The 18,066-nt window shown below is 63.4% G+C and carries 23 protein-coding genes and 1 pseudogene; 8 read left to right on the top strand and 16 right to left on the bottom strand.

Features of this window, described 5'->3' with window-relative positions; translation table 11 throughout:
* Window positions 1–2: 2 nt before the first annotated feature.
* The 8 genes from VF515_05195 to VF515_05160 form a co-directional block, all read right to left on the bottom strand.
* Entirely contained in the window at window positions 3–251 is a 249-nt protein-coding gene (locus VF515_05195) for a phosphopantetheine-binding protein (GenBank protein ID HEX7407031.1), read from the bottom strand.
* Window positions 229–1,554, bottom strand: coding sequence for a beta-ketoacyl-[acyl-carrier-protein] synthase family protein (locus VF515_05190; protein ID HEX7407030.1), 1,326 nt, complete (start codon window positions 1,552–1,554; stop codon window positions 229–231). The genes VF515_05195 and VF515_05190 overlap by 23 nt, the downstream gene beginning before the upstream one ends.
* The gene (locus tag VF515_05185) at window positions 1,551–2,009 is read right to left on the bottom strand and encodes a 3-hydroxyacyl-ACP dehydratase FabZ family protein (GenBank protein ID HEX7407029.1); all 459 of its coding nucleotides are present in this window, start codon (window positions 2,007–2,009) and stop codon (window positions 1,551–1,553) included. Before VF515_05185 ends, VF515_05190 begins: the two co-directional genes overlap by 4 nt.
* On the bottom strand, window positions 2,002–2,733 hold the full coding sequence (locus VF515_05180) for a 3-oxoacyl-ACP reductase family protein (GenBank protein ID HEX7407028.1): 732 nt from the start codon (window positions 2,731–2,733) through the stop codon (window positions 2,002–2,004). Before VF515_05180 ends, VF515_05185 begins: the two co-directional genes overlap by 8 nt.
* Window positions 2,733–3,323: a bifunctional 3-hydroxydecanoyl-ACP dehydratase/trans-2-decenoyl-ACP isomerase gene (gene fabA, locus VF515_05175; GenBank protein HEX7407027.1), complete on the bottom strand. Its 591-nt coding sequence runs from the start codon at window positions 3,321–3,323 to the stop codon at window positions 2,733–2,735. Before fabA ends, VF515_05180 begins: the two co-directional genes overlap by 1 nt.
* Window positions 3,320–4,315 (bottom strand): ketoacyl-ACP synthase III, encoded by a 996-nt coding sequence (locus VF515_05170; protein ID HEX7407026.1) that lies wholly within the window; start codon window positions 4,313–4,315, stop codon window positions 3,320–3,322. The genes fabA and VF515_05170 overlap by 4 nt, the downstream gene beginning before the upstream one ends.
* Window positions 4,312–5,256, bottom strand: a complete 945-nt coding sequence (locus VF515_05165; GenBank protein HEX7407025.1) for an SDR family oxidoreductase — start codon at window positions 5,254–5,256, stop codon at window positions 4,312–4,314. Before VF515_05165 ends, VF515_05170 begins: the two co-directional genes overlap by 4 nt.
* A 256-nt stretch (window positions 5,257–5,512) precedes the next feature.
* The gene (locus VF515_05160) at window positions 5,513–5,686 is read right to left on the bottom strand and encodes a hypothetical protein (GenBank protein ID HEX7407024.1); all 174 of its coding nucleotides are present in this window, start codon (window positions 5,684–5,686) and stop codon (window positions 5,513–5,515) included.
* 30 nt (window positions 5,687–5,716) lie between these two features.
* On the opposite strand from VF515_05160, the gene VF515_05155 reads away from it, so the two are divergent.
* Entirely contained in the window at window positions 5,717–6,073 is a 357-nt protein-coding gene (locus VF515_05155; GenBank protein HEX7407023.1) for a hemerythrin domain-containing protein, read from the top strand.
* Between the two features lie 69 nt (window positions 6,074–6,142).
* Here VF515_05155 and VF515_05150 read toward each other — a convergent pair whose 3' ends face one another.
* From VF515_05150 to VF515_05115, 8 genes are all read right to left on the bottom strand, one after another.
* A complete protein-coding gene (locus tag VF515_05150) occupies window positions 6,143–6,295 on the bottom strand; it encodes a hypothetical protein (protein ID HEX7407022.1) in 153 nt (50 codons plus the stop codon).
* Between the two features lie 404 nt (window positions 6,296–6,699).
* A complete protein-coding gene (locus VF515_05145) occupies window positions 6,700–7,827 on the bottom strand; it encodes a nitronate monooxygenase family protein (GenBank protein ID HEX7407021.1) in 1,128 nt (375 codons plus the stop codon).
* A gap of 151 nt (window positions 7,828–7,978) precedes the next feature.
* On the bottom strand, window positions 7,979–9,580 hold the full coding sequence (locus VF515_05140) for a radical SAM protein (protein ID HEX7407020.1): 1,602 nt from the start codon (window positions 9,578–9,580) through the stop codon (window positions 7,979–7,981).
* A 5-nt stretch (window positions 9,581–9,585) separates the two neighbouring features.
* Entirely contained in the window at window positions 9,586–9,951 is a 366-nt protein-coding gene (locus tag VF515_05135; protein HEX7407019.1) for a hypothetical protein, read from the bottom strand.
* Window positions 9,952–9,976: 25 nt separating this feature from the next.
* Entirely contained in the window at window positions 9,977–11,107 is a 1,131-nt protein-coding gene (locus VF515_05130) for a DEAD/DEAH box helicase (protein HEX7407018.1), read from the bottom strand.
* 154 nt (window positions 11,108–11,261) lie between these two features.
* Complete coding sequence (locus VF515_05125) at window positions 11,262–11,663, bottom strand: hypothetical protein (protein HEX7407017.1); 402 nt, start codon at window positions 11,661–11,663, stop codon at window positions 11,262–11,264.
* 14 nt (window positions 11,664–11,677) lie between these two features.
* Complete coding sequence (locus tag VF515_05120; GenBank protein HEX7407016.1) at window positions 11,678–12,031, bottom strand: hypothetical protein; 354 nt, start codon at window positions 12,029–12,031, stop codon at window positions 11,678–11,680.
* A gap of 111 nt (window positions 12,032–12,142) precedes the next feature.
* Complete coding sequence (locus VF515_05115; GenBank protein HEX7407015.1) at window positions 12,143–12,472, bottom strand: RNA-binding protein; 330 nt, start codon at window positions 12,470–12,472, stop codon at window positions 12,143–12,145.
* 898 nt (window positions 12,473–13,370) lie between these two features.
* Here VF515_05115 and msrP point away from each other — a divergent pair.
* The 7 genes and pseudogenes from msrP to VF515_05080 all read left to right on the top strand — a co-directional run.
* Window positions 13,371–14,363, top strand: coding sequence for a protein-methionine-sulfoxide reductase catalytic subunit MsrP (gene msrP / locus VF515_05110; protein HEX7407014.1), 993 nt, complete (start codon window positions 13,371–13,373; stop codon window positions 14,361–14,363).
* Window positions 14,364–14,422: 59 nt separating this feature from the next.
* Window positions 14,423–15,124 (top strand): protein-methionine-sulfoxide reductase heme-binding subunit MsrQ, encoded by a 702-nt coding sequence (locus VF515_05105; protein HEX7407013.1) that lies wholly within the window; start codon window positions 14,423–14,425, stop codon window positions 15,122–15,124.
* 71 nt (window positions 15,125–15,195) lie between these two features.
* Entirely contained in the window at window positions 15,196–16,587 is a 1,392-nt protein-coding gene (atpD, locus tag VF515_05100) for a F0F1 ATP synthase subunit beta (GenBank protein ID HEX7407012.1), read from the top strand.
* Window positions 16,584–16,973, top strand: a complete 390-nt coding sequence (locus tag VF515_05095) for a F0F1 ATP synthase subunit epsilon (GenBank protein HEX7407011.1) — start codon at window positions 16,584–16,586, stop codon at window positions 16,971–16,973. Before atpD ends, VF515_05095 begins: the two co-directional genes overlap by 4 nt.
* Entirely contained in the window at window positions 16,966–17,298 is a 333-nt protein-coding gene (locus VF515_05090) for an AtpZ/AtpI family protein (GenBank protein HEX7407010.1), read from the top strand. The genes VF515_05095 and VF515_05090 overlap by 8 nt, the downstream gene beginning before the upstream one ends.
* Window positions 17,291–17,548, top strand: a pseudogene (locus tag VF515_05085) (ATP synthase subunit I). Before VF515_05090 ends, VF515_05085 begins: the two are co-directional and overlap by 8 nt.
* Before the next feature lie 211 nt (window positions 17,549–17,759).
* A partial coding sequence (locus tag VF515_05080) for a F0F1 ATP synthase subunit A (protein HEX7407009.1) occupies window positions 17,760–18,066 on the top strand: 307 nt, incomplete at its 3' end.

The raw sequence follows: 18,066 nt of genomic DNA, 5'->3' as shown, positions 1-18,066 counted from the left end.
TCTTACTGCAGCTTCGTGCAAATCAAATGTACCGCGTCGCCCACCGTGTTGACGGTATCGACTTCGTCATCAGCCACCTCGATGCCGAACTCGTCTTCGAAGGCCAGCACCACGTCGACCAGCCGCGCCGAGTTGACCTTGAGGTCATCGAGGATGTTGGTTTCCAGTGTGAGGGCGGTCAACGCCGCCTCGTTCTTGACGTAAGGGGTGAGAATCTCCACCACCTTCTCAAGCACTTCCGTCTGCTGCATACGTTTCTCTCCTTTCAACCTTGTCTGACTCGTCCCATTTGCGAAAGATCACGCAGGCGTTGACGTCGCCGAAGCCGAAACCGGCTTTGGCCATTACGCGCAGCGTGGGCATGACGCGGAACGTGTGCGGGATCGAGGCCGCGTACGGCAGAATTTCCGGGTGCACGTCCTCGCAGTTGATTGATGGATGAATGAAACCGCGGTGCAGCATCAGCACCGCGGCCACCGCTTCGATCGCGCCCGCAGCGCCGAGGGCGTGCCCGATCATGGACTTGGTGGACACTATGGGCGGAAACTGCTCCGGTGTGCGCTCCAGCGCCGCCGCCCACGCGCGCACCTCGCGCGGGTCGGCGCCGGTTGCCGTGAGGTGACCGTTGATGGCATCGACTTCATCGGGTCTGATGTTGGCATCCGCCAGCGCGCTGCGGACGCAGCGGCGAACGCCTTCGGGATTGGGAGCGGTCATGCTCCCGCCGCCGCGCTGGCCGCCGCAGTTGACCGCGACACCGAGCACTTCCGCATAGATCCGCACTCCGCGCTCCAACGCACTCTCCAGACTCTCCAGCAGCAGCACGCCAGCGCCGGCGCCCGGAACGAAACCGGCAGCCGAGGCGCTCATCGGTCGCGAGGCGCGCTCCGGTGTGTCGTTGTGCGTGCGGCATAGCACGCGCATGGCGTCGAAGCCCGCCCAGATGTAGTGACTCGATCCCTCCGAGCCACCGCACAGCATGCGTGTCGCCAACCCGTGCCGGATGCGCAGGGCGCCCTCCACGATGGCCTCGGTTCCGGTGGAGCAGGCACTGGAGTTGGTGGTCACCTGGTTGCCAAGGGCGAGCAGGCCGGCCACCTTGGCGGAGACCCCGCTGCCCATCACTTGCTCGACCATTGTGCTGCCGAGACGGCGCACCTTGCCGGCATCGGTGAGCGGGACGATCTTCTCACCCACTGTATCCAAACCGCCGATGCCGGTGCCCAGCATGGCGCCGGCATCCCAATCCACGATGTCGTCGTCCGGGTGCGGACGCACCAGCCCTGCGTCGCACCACGCATCGACAGCCGCAATGCTCGCGTAGCGGAGGTTCGAGTTCATGGCCATCAGTTCGTCTTCACCAAAATACGACGCTGCGATCGTGTCGATGCCCTGTGGCACAGCGGCAACCCGGCACGCGAAGCCCAGCTGCGCGAGCCGCTCGATGGCGCGGATACCCGAACGCCCTTGTCGTAGCGCTTCTTCAAAACCCGACACGGAGTTGGCATTGGGGGCAACCACGCCGAGCCCCGTCACGACGGCGCGGCACCTCATTTGGCCACCCCTATTCCGGCCAGCACTCCCGCGCATACCAGCGTGCCGTTCTCGAGACGCATCTCAACCTTGGAACGAATCTTCAGGCGCCGGAAGAGAACTTTCCGTCCGGTGATGACGACCCGCTCATCCGGGCGGACGATGCCCGAGAACTCCACCGTGGCGTCGGTAAAAAAGGTGACAAAGTTCGCGAGCGCGTCGCTTCCGCGTTCCTTCGCCAGCAAGTAGATGCCCAGACCGACCACGCCCGCTTGCGCCATGGACTCGATGAGCAGCACGCCCGGTGTGATCGGCCTGTCGGGGAAATGCCCACGGTAAAACTCCGCCTCCGGACGGAAGCGATATCTGGCGACGATGTGGTCATCATCGATCGCAAGAATGTCGTCGACGAAGCGAAAAGGCTCTTGCTGCGGGATCGCGGCCAGCACCTCAGCCGGGGTCAGGACGTCAGCCACCGTAGAGCCCCCCATTCACGTGAATCACGGTTCCGGTGAGATAGCTGCCCCGGGTCGCCAGAAAGCTCACGACATCGGCCACCTCTGCGGGCGTGCCCATCCGGCTAAGCGGGATACGGGCAAGGACATCGGCACGGATCTCGGCGGGAAGCTCCGCGGTCATGCCGGTGTCGATAAAGCCGGGGGCCACGGCGTTCACCAAAATGTCACGCCCACGCAGCTCGTGCGCGAGCGACTTGGTCATGGCGTCGAGACCGCTCTTCACCATGGTGTACGGCACCTGGCCGCGATTGCCGGTGTGTCCGACCACGCTGGTGATGTTGATGATGCGCCCGCTGCCCGCCCGCAGCATGAAGCGGCGCAGCACGAGCTTGGTGAGATACCAAGTGCCGCGCGCCAGGCTGGCGACCGCGTCGTAATCGGCGATCTCCATGAACGCGGTCTCGCCGTTGCGATTGAGGCCCGCGTTGTTCACCAGGACGTCGATCCGCCCGGCCTTGGCCCGCAACGTCGCGACAAGTTCCTCGATGTCGGATGCAACGGCAAGGTCGGCCCGCACGGTGAATGCCTCCGGCAGCTCGGCGGCCAACCTGAGCGCCGCCGCCTCACTCGAGCGGTAGTGGACCGCAACGCAAAAGCCCTCGGCAGCAAGCGCGCGGCAGCAGGCAGCACCGATTCCGTTCCCGCCGCCGGTGATCAGGGCGACTTTTCGCTTGCTCATCATCAGCTCCCGAGCCGGCCGCCGCGCGAGCGCGGCGATGGATGCGGGTAATCGGCATAATCGAGGTCGCGAAAGACCCCGACCTTGGCACGCTTGATGGTGTAGATGGGCTCGCCGTCGATGCACACCGTCCCATCGCCGATGATGATCATCGAGCCCGACTTTGGCAGGTCGGCGCAGCGCAGGATCTCAACGTCATAGCGCACCGTGTGGTCGTGCGGGCGGATTTGTCCGGCAAACTCGACCTCGCCGCAGCCGAGCGCGCGACCGCTGCCCAGGCCGCCGTTCCACACACCGTAAAAGCCGAGCAGCTGCCACACGGCATCGATGCCGAGGCAGCCGGGTTGTACCGGATCGCCAAGGAAGTGGCACTGGAAAAACCAGTCGTCCACACGCACATCGCGCTCGGCCACAATCCGCCCGCGTGCACCCTGTCGCGTAATCTCAAGGATGCGATCCAGCATCAGCAAGGGCGGCGCGGGCAGACGTGCACGGAAGCCGTCCGGCGCGGCGTTCACCAGCGTTCCGTGTGCGAACGCGAGCAGCTCGACCATCGTGAAACTCGATCGGCTGCGGAACTCCGCGTAGGTCATGCCGCCGCCTCAAAGCGAAGGAGAAAGCTGGCCCACGTCAGTCCCGCACCGACACCGACAACCGCGATGTCGTCATTTGGCGTCCAGCGCTCCCACGTCATCGAGATCACCGCGGGGGCGCTGGCCGCCCCGGTGTTGCCGAACCACTCGACATTAGAGTGATGCCGCTCCGGCGGAATGCCGCACTGCCGACAGACGGCTTCGAGCATACGCAAATTGGCCTGATGGCCGACGAAGTGCAGGGTGCGCCGGTCCTGCTGAAACGCATCCTGCAACTGCTTCAGGAGCAGCGCCGTTTTCTTGATCGCGAACATTTGCACTTGGCGCCCGTCTTGGCGGAAATGGCCGACGCGCGGCACAACCACCTTGTCCGCCCCGGCCGGACTCGACATGAGCGTGTTACTCAGGATGCGGGCGGGGCCGGGCACCTGCGTAGAAACCACCGCGGCAATCGTGCCGTCGCCCCAGAGGACGGCGGACGCGCGGTCGGTGTAGTCGACCGATCGGGTCAGGGCCTCGGGTACAACGATGAGCACAAACGCCGGGAGCCGCTCCGGCTGCATCAGCGAGAGCACATAAAGACTGGCGAAGAAGCTCGTGCATGCCGAGTTGATGTCGAAGGCGGGCACTTCGAGTTCCAGTGCCCGTGCGATGTTGCACGCCTCGGCCGGTGTGGCGGTGTCCATCAAGGACGAGCCGGCCAGCACCATCCCGATATCCGACTTGGCGATGCCGGCCCGGGCGATGGCCATCTCGGCCGCGCGCCGGCCAGACTCCGCGTGTGTGTACAGAGCCGCCGCGGCGGCGGCCCGCGGATCACGGTTGCGTGTGTCGACAATGTAGTCGAGCGGCAACGTGGTGCGCCGCGAGCGGATGCCAACCCGTTCGCAAATCCACTCCTCGCTGGTGCCGATGTCGAGTTCCTCCAAGAAGCGATTCGTAATCTCGTTCTCCGGGTGAAAGTGTCCCAGGCCATGGAGATAAAGGGTCACGGCATGCCCCCAGAGATGTGCTCGCCACCGTCGACGCGGATGATCTCGCCGTTGACCCAGGCGGCCTCGTCGAGCGAGAGTAGGTAGATGACGTTGGCAACGTCGAGCGGTGTCGTCAGGCGGCCAAACGGATTACGCAGACGCGCCTGCGCCCTGAGGCGGTCACTCCCCGGAATCGCCCGCAATGCAGGCGTGTCGGTGATGCCCGCCTGGATGACGTTGGCACGAATGCCGTACGGCGCCAGCTCGACGGCGATAGCCCGCACGATCGATTCCAGCGCGGCCTTAGCCGCGGCCACCGCGGCATAGCCCTTCCACGCCAGCTGGTTGCCTTCGCTCGTGAGGCCGAAGATCCGCGCATCGTCAGCAAACAACCCGCGCCGCAGCATCTCCTGCGTCCAGCCCAGCAAACTCGTGCCCATGCTGTAGATTGTACGGGCCAGGTCCTCGTCGTCGAGGTACGAGTTGGAGTACGCGGGTGGGCCTACAAGCGTGTGCAGCGCGTCGACACCTTGTTCAAACAGCGAATTGACGCTCGTCGTCAGCCGTCCTTCGTCGACACCGAGCGCCGACGCCAGTGCGCCACGCGCGTGGTGAGATGAGGCCTTCCCGGGGGCGATCAGCTTCAGGTTGCCGAATGCGATCGAGTGCAGCAGCACACGCACGTGACCTGTGGCGCCCACAACGCTGGCGATCTGGTCGAGAACTGTGGTGCGCGTCGCCGCGTCGAGCGCATCCGCATTGAAGGTGAGGAGCGATACGCCAGTCGACCGAATCCTGGCAAATTCCGGCTCGATGCGGGACATGGCCCCGCGGCGGTCGCGATGGACCAGGCACAGGTTCATGCCGTGCTCCGCGAGCTTGTGGGCGACGGCCAGGCCAAACCCACTTGAACCGCCGAGGATCAACGCCCACACGTCTCGTACAAATTCTTTCGCCAAGGACACCTGCCCCTCACGTCAAAGAGCCGCGCTCGCTCCACAGCGCGCTGCCGGCCTATACCCAGGAGTCTTTCGACGAACCACGGTGGGAAGAGAAATCTGGCGTGCGAACTCTATGCCCTAAGAGACCCCTACACATTCCTGGCTCCACACCTACCACTTCACAACTGCGGGACAGGAGTATAACTATCAACCACGCACCTCCGCGTCCACATTTCGGTGTGCTATTCAACACACGGCTTTGCGATTTTGTGTGTCAGGCGAGACGCTTTGGATATTTCTCTCCCCCGACAGCCGTGCTCCAGAAGAAGCCCAACGACGATTGCAGCTCGCCGGCTGCGATCATCACTGGATGAAGCCGGCGACCCGACGGGAACTGCACGCCGTGGTTGCCTCCTTCCAGTTCATCGCCTCCGAGGGTTGTCGACATTCCTCCGCGCACCCTACACTAGGAACCAGTATGGAACCGACAGCGTCCGGAAGCCCGACGACAACGCTTCACCACGCGCCGGGGCCTGTCTCGTGGTTTCTTGTTGTCGACCACGTCCGCCTGGACGCGCTGCTTCAACGTGCCGGCGCGCAGCCCGGCGCCATCGACCATGCGACCTATGCCGAGTTCCGCGCCGGCCTGCTCAAACACATCGGCATGGAAGAGAAGATCCTCCTTCCTGCCGCCCAGCGCGCACGCGGTGATGAGCCGCTGCGCCCACCGCCGCCAGGTTGCGGCTCGATCCAGAAGCGTCTGCGCCGCTTCCGAGAGGGCGTTCCGCGGCCACCATGCAACAAGGTACAGTGGACCGGCGCATCAGCACTTTGAACTCGATTCACTCCCAATTGCCTCGCATGCGTGTCCTCTCATGATCTGGATGAACCGGCGCGAATGATTTCAGGTGGCTGGATCCTCCAGCCGCGAAGAGTCACCGAGCAGGGAGAGAATGAGCAGCCAGGCAAATACGGCTCCGATTGCAGGCCAGCTCAATGTCCCCGCGAGTGCGCCTCCGAAGGCTGGCATCAAAAATATCTGCAGGATATTGGACATGGTCGCGCTCCTCCCAGTTTGACTGCAGCGCTCGCGTCAGTGGTGTGACAGCAAGAGTGCCACGCTCGAGATCACCATCAGAACAACCATCCCCCACACCGCCGGAGCCAACTGTGCCGTCATATCGAGTCCCATTGTCGCTACCTCCTAGTGCATGGCAGTGAGCAAGGGCAGTGCCGCACCGCTCTTCCCTACTCCGGAAGGGTTGGTGAGCGATGCTGCAGTAGCCCGCATGCGCTCGGGCGCAAACTACTATTTGCGTCAACCAAGAGAGGCCGGACTCTGAAGACTTGGAGCGAGCTACCTGAGAAAGTTAGCTGCTGAGCAAACTTAGCAGCGGGCGAGCCGGAGTCGTGATAGGTTGCCGGCTCAGTTCAGCCCCCAAAGCACGACGGCGGGCCGCGTCACCCCAGGGCGTTGCTCGTGAGGCGCTGCAGGCGTTCCGCGGCTTCGAGGTACTCCTCGACCAATTGCAGAATGACCTCTTTGACCGGGCGCACCGCGTTGAGCTGGCCGACGATCTGCCCCACCGGGTTGAACATGACGTCCTTGGCTCTCTCGGCATAACGGTGCCCACGGGCAACGGCGTCTGCGGTAACCATGAACTGCAGGGGCATACCCAGTGGCTTGGGCGAATCGGGGGCCTCCCACGCTTCGGTCCACGCGTTGCGCAGCATGCGACACGGCTTACCCGTAAACGACCGTGAGCGCACAGTGTCGCGGCTTGTGGCCTTGAGCAGGGCGTCCATCTGTGCGGGTGGGGCCTCTGCCTCCTGCACCGTGAGCCAGAGCGATCCGGTCCACACACCCTGCGCGCCCATAGCCAGTGCCGCCGCGATCTGCCGGCCCGTACCGATGCCTCCGGCGGCGAGCACGGGAGTCGGCGCCACCGCATCGATCACTTCGGGCCATAACACGACGCTGCCGATCTCACCGGTATGTCCGCCGCCTTCGTATCCTTGAGCGACGATGATGTCGACCCCCGCCGCTTTGTGTGCGCGGGCGTGCTTGACCGAACCGCAGAGCGCGACGACCAGCCGCCCCGCCCCATGAATCTCGTCGATCACGTCGGCGGGAGGCGTCCCCAAGGCGTTGGCGATCAGCTTCACCTTATCGTGTTTGAGCGCCACCGCGATCTGCGGAGTTGCCGTCGCTGCCGTCCAGCCGAGCAACTCGGTCATTTTCTCGCCCTCGGGCAGCTTCGGCACGCCATGGTCGGCAAGGACCTTGTCGGCGAAGGCTCGGTGTTGCGGGGGGATGGCAGCAAGCAACTGCTCCTCGAGCTTCTTTGGGTCGACCTCACCCATCCCCTCGTACTTTCCGGGGATGACGATGTCGACACCGTACGGCTTGTCGCCGATGTGTTCGTCAATCCACTTCAGCTCGATCTCGAGTTGGGCGGGCTGAAAGCCGACTGCACCGAGGACTCCGAACCCGCCAGCCCGACTGACCGCGGTAACGACGTCGCGGCAGTGACTAAAAGCAAATATGGGAAACTCGATTCCGAGCTGGTCGCAGAGTTCTGTGCGCACGATTCTTCCCTCCTGGATTCATGCAGTTCGTTCACCCGGGTATAGCCTTGTGGCGCATGAATCGGCAAGACACGCGGAGCGTTTGCGAACGCTACCCGATCGGTCAAGTAGCGGGCGCCGACTCAACCCGGGCAGCTTCAGAATGGTCCGTCTACCCGACCGCAGTCTTTGGCGGAATGTGGCCGGCCTTCGATTCTGCGATGACTTCTTCGAACTGGGCATCAGAAACCTGCGTCAGCTGCGCTGCCGCGTCCTTCAGCGCTCCATGCTCGACGGCGCGGGACAGTACTTCATTCTTCGTCGGCCCGCGCTTGTCCCCGAGGAATGGCTTGATGAGCAAATAAGCCACGTTCCGCAGCGGCATGTGACGCAGGAAGCGGCGTAAAAGCCGCATGGTCTGCAGCGGGTAGCGCGTCAGCTTGTACCGGAACACCCGCCGGAAGCCAGCGGTGCGTTCGGCATTGATCACCTCCCCCGGTAGACACGTGGGATCGATCTCCGAACACTTGAAGTACTTGTACCAATCGGTCGCTTCGTTCACCAAGCCACGTTGGAGGTACTCCTGCCAGAGCGGAGTGCCGCGGTAGACGCACAGACGGTTAAACGCAAAGGTGTCCAGCCGGAGCTTGGCCGCAAAGTCAAAGGTGGCACGCAAGTCCTCGACGGTCTCGTCCGGGCTGCCGACGACGAAGAACCCGTGCACGATCTCGATCCCCGCCTGCTTGGCGTTGCTCACTGCCGTCTCAACCTCCGCCAGCGTCTGTTCTTTTCGGAGCCGGTCGAGCACTCTCTGACTGCCGGATTCGATGCCGAACATCAGCGTCCGGCAGTGGGCCTTCGCCATGGCGGGGAACAGATGCTGCGCCGTGGAATCTACACGTCCTTCGCAGCCCCACTGGATGGTGACCCCGGCATCATTGATGCCCTTGCAGATCGCCTCGATGCGCTTGGGCTGCAGCAGAAAATGGTCGTCGACGAAGTAGACGGCACCGTAGCCCAGCGACTGGAGGTGTTTGAACTCGTCCACGACATGTTGCGGGCTGCGCGAGCGCCACTTGCCTTCGTTGAAAATGGGGATGTCGCAGAACACGCATGGCCAGGGACAGCCGCGCGAGGTCTGCATGGTGGTGAAGCGCTCCATGGAGAGGACTGCAGGCACGTCGAGCGGCATCGACTCGATAAAATCGAGCGGCAGGCTCTCGCGGTCGGGAAACGGCCACTGGTCGAGGGCACGGTCCAGCACCCGATTGGGGTTATGGACGACGGTGCCGTCCTTCGCCCAGGTCAGGCCCGCAACTTCTCCAGGATCGTCCAGCTGCCCGACGAGATCGAGGATGAGTTGCTCGCCGTCGCCGCGGCAGACGAAGTCCACCTCGGGACACTGCAACTTGATCAGCTGGGCGTTGAGTGTGGCGAACACCCCACCGAAGGCCAGCCGCACTTGGGCATCGACGGCGCGGATCTGGCGGGCGAGGATCTTGGCGTAGGGGTAACTGGTCGTACTCAAGAAACTCAGTCCGACGAGAGTTGGTCGCTGTCGCTGCATCTCCTCAATGATGACTTCATTGGGGGTTCCCGGGTTCGCTTGGTCGAACATGACGCACTCGTGGCCAGCGCGTTTGAGCACGGCGGAGAGCGCCATGATGCCGATGGGCGGGAAACCCATGATGCGGATGTTGCCGTTCTTGGCGCGGGTCGCTGCCGGCAGCGCGTAGAACTGGGGGTCACGAACGTGTACCAAGAACACCCGCATGGACGTCACCGAGCTTTAGGCGCCGCCTTCTTACGCGCTGGCTTGCGCGCCGGCTTGCGGGGGCAGCGGCAGCGTCCGCAGGTGCATATCGGGGCGTGACAGTGCTCGCACAGCGCTAGCCCCGGAGTGAGTGGGGCTCCGCACCCAGGGGCCGGGCAGCGGCTCCAATGCTTGCCGAGATGATCCTCCGGGTGAACGCAGATCTCCACCAGTTCGTCTTGGCCGGCAAACTGCAGCCCGCCTTTGCGGGAGCGCACCCGATAGGCGGCGGCGATGGCGGACCAGGATTCAACCTTGACGTTTTCGCCGGTGTCGCGCATCGTCACCCAGTGTCCTGGCCCGAAACGGGCGGGCTCCTCTTCCTTGCGCATGTTGTACCTCCTTTTAGGTTCGACTTCACGCCCGGAGCGCCGCGCGGTCGGCACCGTGCGACTGCCGCGGCAGCGAGCTACCGATGTGCCGTTCGATGGCGTGCAGCTGTGCGCGTTCCTCCGGTGCGGCGAAACTCGATGCGTGGCCATCGGCGTCGGCGCGCGCGGTACGGCCGACCCGATGCACGTAGTCCTCGACCGTGTGCGGCAGATCGTAGTTGATGACGCGCCCAATGCCGGCGACGTCGATGCCCCGCGCCGCGATGTCGGTAGCGATCAAGATACGGTAGCGGCCGGCGCGAAATCCTTCCAGGGCTTCGCGCCGTTGCGACTGGGAACGATCGGAGTGCAGGCGCTGCACGGCGTGGCCGGCGTTGTGCACCGTCCGTGCCAGGCGATCGGTTCGGTGCTTGGTGCGCGCGAACACCAGGACGTTGCCTGCGTCCCGCTCGATCAGCGACAGCAGCAGCGGCGTCTTGTGCTGGTGCTCGACAAGGTACACATCCTGAACGGTGCGGCTGGGCGGTACCGCCTGCGGGCCGACAGCGACGCGGATGGGATCACGCAAGTGCATCCGGGCCAAGGCACCGAGTTCGGGCGCAAGCGTCGCCGAGAACAGCAACGTCTGCCGCGGTGTCGGCAATACCCGCATGATGCGATCGAGCTGTGGTTTGAACCCCATGTCGAGCATGCGATCGGCCTCGTCGAGGACCAGGATGCATACTTCGCGCAACGACACCGTGCCGCGCTCCAGGTGGTCGACGAGCCGTCCCGGTGTCGCGATGATGATTGCGGGCCGGCTGCGAAACGCCGCAAGTTGGGGGCCGTAGGCCACACCACCGACGACCAGCGTCGCGCGCAGACCGCAGCCCAAGCGCTGAGTCCAGCCATGCGTTTGTTCGGCGAGCTCACGCGTCGGCGCCAAGACCAAAGCGGTGCCGGGCTGGCCGCCGCGACGCGCGGCATTGAGGCGTTCCACCAGGGGGATGAGAAACGCAGCGGTCTTGCCGGTGCCGGTCTGCGCCGCGCCGATCACGTCGCGCCCGGTCAAGGCCGCAGGAATGGTCCCTGCTTGAATTGGGGTTGGTGTCCGGTAACCAGCGGCCCGCAAGGCCGCCTGCATCGGCGGCGAGAGCTGAAATTGTTGAAACGTCATTTCTGCAGAATTCACTAGATTGAATGTCCTTCCTCTGTGCTGTGGCGCCTGATGCAAACGGGAGGCGCATTGAACCGTATGGGATGGGAGGTGGTGCCGGTGGCCGGCATCTCTTGCCGCCTTGTCGGGCGGTGGTGCGTGGAAGTGGTCAGTGTCACTGCCCGCGCGACGCCGTCCGCCGCCGGGGCTCCTCTGGCTCTGCGATCGGCAGCACGTGCACGTGCCCGCCACGCAGGGCGCTGCGAATTGCGAGCTGCTCCAGCAAAGTTTCGAGCTCCCGCTGATCTGCTTCCGCCACGCCGATGAAGAACAGGATCGTGCCGCGATGACGCGTCCGCCGTTGCGAAAAGCAGAGCAATCGCTCGTGGCACTGTCGGCGGCGCAGGTCGCTGCGCAGCACGGTTTCGCCGTAGGCGATGCGACCGCGCACCGGGCTCACGCGCACGATTTCGGGCTCGGCTGTCTTCGCACGCCTGGCGCGCACGCTGGAGTATCCGAGCTGCGTCAAATGCGCCTCAAGTTCACGGCGTAGATGCAGACGGGGCGAAGCGTCCATCGGTCGCTCCATGGTCACCGGCCCTCGGCGTGCAGCCGGCCTTCCGCACCCGCACCTGGCTGTCCCTCACGCAGCCGGCGCAGGTAAACGGCGGCGATCCACCATTCACTGCTGTCGATGAGCCTGCGGATCTGATAGGCCAAGCCTTCACGCGCGCGGGGCCGCCAGGAAAGTATCTCGACCTCTTGGCCGTCGGCGAGATCGTTGGCAATCTGCTTGCCGCTCGCATCGGTCAACGGCACCGGAACGGACGGCTGCCCGGCGGGCTGTGGCCAGTTGACGTAGGCGCGCCAGCCCACGCAGAAGACCGGTTCTTTCTTGGTGCGCCGCGGAGCCGGCTTTGAAGCGGGCAAGTTGTCGAATGACATCTGTTCTCCCCTCAGATCCCGTGGAATACACGGGCGCGCCGCCGTAGGCTGCGCAATTCCAGCGACCGTGGTCGCGTCTGCACGCGCCTACGGCGGGCGCATCGGATGCGATTAGTAGCGCCGGTTGAACCCACCGCCGCGGCCGCCGCGGCCGCCACCGCCCCCACCGCCCCCACCGCCTCCACCGCCGCCTTCGCGGTCTCGCGCTTCGTTGACCTTCAGGGCGCGGCCCTTGAACTCCTGCCCGTCAAACTGTTGGATCGCCTTCTGCGCATCGGCGTTCGAACCCATTTCGACGAAACCAAAGCCTCGGGACTGACCCGTGGCGCGATCGGTGATGACCGCGGCAGACTCGCACACGCCGGCCTGCGCGAACAGCTCCTCCAGATCCTTGTCGCTGACGCCGAAGGCCAGGTTGCCTACGTACAGTTTCTTACCCATTGCATGAACTCCCTCTGTTTGGGCCGCCGCAGCGACCACGTTGACGTTGGGCCCGGTGTGTGCCAGACCCCGGCGCAACCGACTTGCGGTGCACCTCACGGCCAACGGCACCGGTTGCCATCGCCATGTTTTCCTGAATGTGGGGTGCGGACTCTCAGAGGCCTTCAAACGAGGGGGGATTCTCGCGCCGGACAGTCAGTGTGAACTAGACATTAGCAGCTGCCCCACAGAGGTGCAACAGAAGAGGCAGCTAAGCGTGTGGTGAACACCACCTGGCCACGCAGCAGAGTGTGGCACGAAGAGTGTCGTCGGAGCTGAAGTAGCGAGGGATGCTGACGCTCAGGCCGCTTGCGCCGCAGCGGGCTGCCGCAGGCGCACACGCCGCCGCCTGAACGACTCGCTTCGTCATGGCGGGATCGCCGCCGGTCCAATCCCATAGTGGTAGGGTTATGGGATTTGCCGGCGGCACGGCACGCCCCTCGAATACAGACACAGGCCCCTTTTCTGGACACTCACCTGGCACTCATAGTTCAGCCATCTGAAAAATGCTAAGAAAGCTCGGTCGAATGGTGACTGGGCGCACAAGGGCAAGCCTCGGCACCGCGGTGGCGCTGGGCACCACGATTGAGATGGCGCTGGTACCGTGCTCTGCGAGGGCCGCGACTATCACCGTAAGCAGCACTGCGGACAATACGACAGCCGGTGATGCGACGTGCACGCTGCGGGAGGCAATCGCCAACGTGAATGCGGTGGGCGACACCACCAGCGGGGACTGCGCCGCCAACCGAGCCTCGAAAACGTAGTTCAGATAGCAATGCGCTCGGCTCGCGGCACGGAAAATCTGAAGCAGCCGGCGCGGCGACGAAACCCTCGGAGCTTGCGCATCATCAGATGAGAGATGGAGAAGCTCGGCAAAATACCTCCCACTGCTGAGATCACGCCGGAGCACTGGTATCTGCCCCGGCGCGAGTTCCTCCGCAACGCCCTGTTGTTCACCGCGACAAGCACCGGTGTCGGCGGAAGCTTGCTGTGGTTGATGAAGGGCGGCCGAGCGAGCGAGCGCCGGCGCCCAGCGAACGCGGTGAACGCACCCGCAAGTGCGTTCACGATCGCGAATCGCGGCCTCTACCGCAGCGACGAGCCGACGACTCCTGAGGAGGCTGTCACCTCGTACAACAATTTCTACGAGTTCGGCACGGACAAAAGCGATCCGGCCGCCTACGCGCATACCTTGAAGCCACATCCGTGGACCCTCCGCGTCGTAGGAGAAGTACACAAACCGCTCGTGACCGACATTGACCAGCTCCTCACGTGGTTCCCGCTCGAAGAACGCGTGTATCGCATGCGCTGCGTTGAGGCGTGGTCGATGGTCATACCCTGGGTCGGCTTTCCGCTGAATGCGCTCATTAAACGCGCCGGGCCGACTTCGCGGGCAAAGTACGTCGCCTTCACCTCACTGCTCGACTCCGAGCAGATGCCGGCGCAACGAAGTCGGGTGCTCGATTGGCCGTATGTGGAAGGCCTGCGGATCGACGAGGCGATGCATCCGCTCACGATGATGGCCACGGGCTTATACGGCAAGGTCCTTCCGAACCAGAACGGTGCGCCGCTGCGTCTGGTCGTGCCGTGGAAGTACGGCTTCAAGGGCATCAAATCGATCGTCAACATTCGCCTGACTGAGCAGCAACCGCCGACGACTTGGAATCTTGCCGCGCCGCAGGAGTACGGCTTCTACGCGAACGTCAATCCGGCAGTCGATCATCCGCGTTGGAGTCAGGCGAGCCAGCGCCGCATTGGCGAATTGCGCCGGCGTCCGACGCTGCCGTTCAACGGCTACGCCGAGCAGGTTGCGAGCTTGTACAGCGGCATGGACCTGCGGGGCTACTTCTAGCAATGCAACAAACGGGAAAACGCTCGGGGCCGCTGCCGTGGCTGAAGCCAGCAGTTTTCATGGGTTCGCTCACGCCGATTGCCGCCATCGTCCTGCGCGGACTGAGCGGAGAGCTGGGCGCAAACCCGACGGAGCAGGCACTCAATCAATTGGGTCTGGTCGCCCTCATTTTCCTAGTCGCTGCGCTTGCGTGTACGCCGCTCAAGACGCTCTTCGGCTGGACCTGGCCGCTTCGACTGCGCCGCATGCTTGGCCTGTTCGCATTCTTCTACGCGGCGCTGCACGTCAGCACGTACACCGGGCTGGATCAGACCTTCGACTGGCCAGCGATATGGGCTGACGTGACCAAGCGCAAGTTGATCTTCGTCGGTTTCGCGGCGTTCGTTCTCCTCATTCCACTCGCCGTCACGTCGACCAACGGCGCCGTGAAACGCATGGGCTTCGCGCGTTGTAAGCTGCGCCATCGGCTCGCGTACGTTGCGCCGACGCTTGGTGTGCTGCACTTCATCTGGCGCGTGAAGAAGGACATCAGCGAGCCCGCAACCTACGGCGCCGTGCTGGGCGCGCTACTCCTCGTTCGGGTGATGACGACCCTGCGTGCGCGCGCCCCACAGATTAGGGTGCCACCCAGAAACAACCCTGGACTTACAGACTATCAGACGCAGCCAAGAGAGTGTCCGCGTACGCGTCAGCCCCCACCCTCACCCATGTGGGGTACCAGGGCACTGACAAACTGGAAGTGGAGTCGGGACGGAACGTAGAAAGAGAAAGCGCTGGCGGGAAAAGACGTGTGTAACTAAATTAAGCTGACGGTGGACCAGCGAGAGCAAACATGAAGAACAAAACCAGTCCTTCAAACCTCGGCGCGGTGGTCTCGGTGCGCGGCAGTGTCGTAGATATACGGTTCGATGCACCTTTGCCGCCCATCTACTCGTTGCTGCACGCGAAGGAGGGGGAAATTGCCATCGAGGTTTTAGCTCAACTCGACGCGCATCGCGTGCGTGGAATCGCGCTGACCCCCACCCAAGGTCTCGCCCGCGGCATGGCGGTGGAAGACACGGGCGGGCCGTTGAAGGCGCCGGTCGGCAAGGGAATTCTCTCGCGAATGTTCGACGTGTTTGGCAACGCCGTCGACCGCGAAGCGGCGTTGTCCGATGTCCAATGGCGTTCTGTGCATCGGGCTCCGCCGCCGCTGGCACGACGTTCCACCAAATCTGAAATCTTTGAAACGGGCATCAAGGTCATCGATGTGCTCGTGCCGCTGGAGCGCGGCGGCAAGGCGGGACTTTTCGGGGGGGCGGGCGTGGGCAAGACGGTGTTGCTCACCGAAATGATCCACAACATGATCGGGCACCACGAGGGCGTAAGCATTTTTTGCGGCATCGGCGAACGTTGTCGCGAAGGCGAGGAGCTTTACCGCGACATGAAGGAAGCCGGCGTGCTGCCGAACATGGTTATGGTCTTCGGCCAGATGAACGAGCCGCCGGGCAGCCGGTTTCGGGTGGGGCATGCGGCGCTGACGATGGCCGAGTATTTCCGAGACGACGAGCACCGCGACGTGCTGCTGCTCATCGATAATATTTTCCGCTTCATTCAGGCCGGCATGGAGGTGTCCGGCTTGATGGGGCAAATGCCGTCGCGTCTGGGCTATCAGCCGACCATGGGCACGGAGTTGTCGAGGTTGGAGGAGCGCATCGCCAACACCGATACCGGCGCCATCACCTCAATCCAGGCGGTGTATGTGCCGGCGGATGATTTCACTGATCCGGCGGCGGTGCATACGTTCTCGCATCTCTCCGCCTCCATCGTGCTCTCGCGCAAGCGGGCCAGCGAAGGGCTTTTCCCGGCCATCGACCCGCTACAATCCAGTTCCAAGATGGCCACGCCGGGTATCGTCGGCGAACGGCATTACGGCTTGGCGCAGGAAATCCGGCGGACGCTCGCGCAATACGCGGATCTCAAGGACATCATTGCCATGCTCGGCCTGGAGCAGCTTTCGCCGGAGGACCGCAACGTGGTCGCGCGCGCCCGCCGGTTGGAGCGTTTTCTCACCCAACCCTTTTTCACGACCGAGCAGTTCACCGGCCTCAAAGGAAAGCTCGTCAACCTCAAGGACGCGCTGGACGGCTGTGAGCTAATCCTGCGCGATGAATTCAAAGACTACCCGGAGAGCGCGCTCTACATGATCGGTACGATTGGCGAAGCGAAGATAAAGGCCCCATGAATCTTAAGATTCTCCTGCCGTTCCAAATCTTCGCTGAGAAAACCGGCGTGTCGCGCATGGTGGCGGAGACGCGCGAGGGTTCGTTCGGACTCTTGCCACACCGACTCGATTGTGTGGCGGCGCTCACGCCGGGAATTCTGATCTACGAAACCGAAGCGGAGGGCGAGGTTTTCGTGGCCGTGGATGAAGGGGTGCTGGTCAAGACCGGCCTGGACGTGCTCGTTTCCGTGCGCCGGGCGATAGGTGGAACGGACCTCGGTCAATTGCGCGCTTCGGTGGAAAAGGAGTTTCTGACCCTGGACGAGCACGAGCAAAGCGTGCGCACGGTAACGGCGAAATTGGAAACTGGATTTCTGCGTCGCTTCGCGACCTTTCAACATGAATGACGAGCCAAAGAAAACTGCGAAGAACGAGCCGACCTTAGCCGCCCAGGTCGGCGCGAAAGCGGCTCGCAAGCTCAAGGCGCGTAAATCCACGCCGGGCGTCTGGTTCGGCTTGGGCATGATGGGGCTGATCGGCTGGTCGGTGGTCGTTCCGACGCTGCTCGGCGCCGCGCTCGGTATCTGGTTGGACAAACACCATCCGGGCACCCATTCCTGGACGCTGGCGCTATTGGTTGCCGGGCTGGCGATCGGCTGTATCAATGCGTGGCATTGGGTCGCCAAGGAAGACAAGGCCATGCGAGACGAGCAGGAGGATGACCATGGCTGAAGCCTTGGTACTGGTGCTGGCGGGGGGCGCAGGTGTTCTTCTCGGCGCGCTCTTCTTCGGCGGCCTTTGGTGGACGATTCGCAAGGGCGCTTCATCCCAACGGCCGGCGCTGTGGTTCTTCGGCAGCTTGCTGTTGCGGATGAGCATTGCCCTGGCTGGATTTTATTTTGTCTCGGGCCGTCATTGGGAGCGGCTGCTGCTGTGTCTCCTGGGATTTATCGTCGCGCGTTTCATCGTGACGCGGCTGACCTCAAACTTCGAAACTAGAATGGGGAGCGCACGCGTCCCGCGTGCGAGTTCGGGCGTCGCGCCCGAACTTTTGTCACCCGCTATTCCCGGACTTTCCAGTGCGGAAAAGTCTGAGGGACTATGTTTTCGGCGTGGCGCCGAAAACCACACGCCGGAGGCGTGTGCTGCCCAACCGCTCGAACACCACGGTTCCCCGGCGAGGGAGGCTGGTCATGCGCCTTAGTCCCGACGAGATGATCTTCTGGCAACATGGGTTTCTCAAACTCAACGGCACCATTGTGTTCACGTGGGGACTGATGCTCGTGCTGGCCGTCGGTTCAAAACTGATCACGCGCAAACTCTCCACGGATCTGAAACGTTCCAGCTGGCAGAACCTGCTGGAAATCGTCGTCACCGGTATCGAGAAACAAATCGAAGAAGTCGGCCTCCAACATCCGGAGAAGTATATCGGCTTTCTGGGCACGCTCTTCCTGTTTGTGGCGCTGGCCGCTCTCTGCACGATTATTCCCGGCTACGAGC

The sequence above is a fragment of the Candidatus Binatia bacterium genome, from assembly GCA_036382395.1.
Lineage (GTDB): Bacteria > Desulfobacterota > Binatia > HRBIN30 > HRBIN30 > JAGDMS01.
Note: the sequence above shows the minus strand (reverse complement) of the source record. Positions and strands in the feature narration are given on the sequence as shown.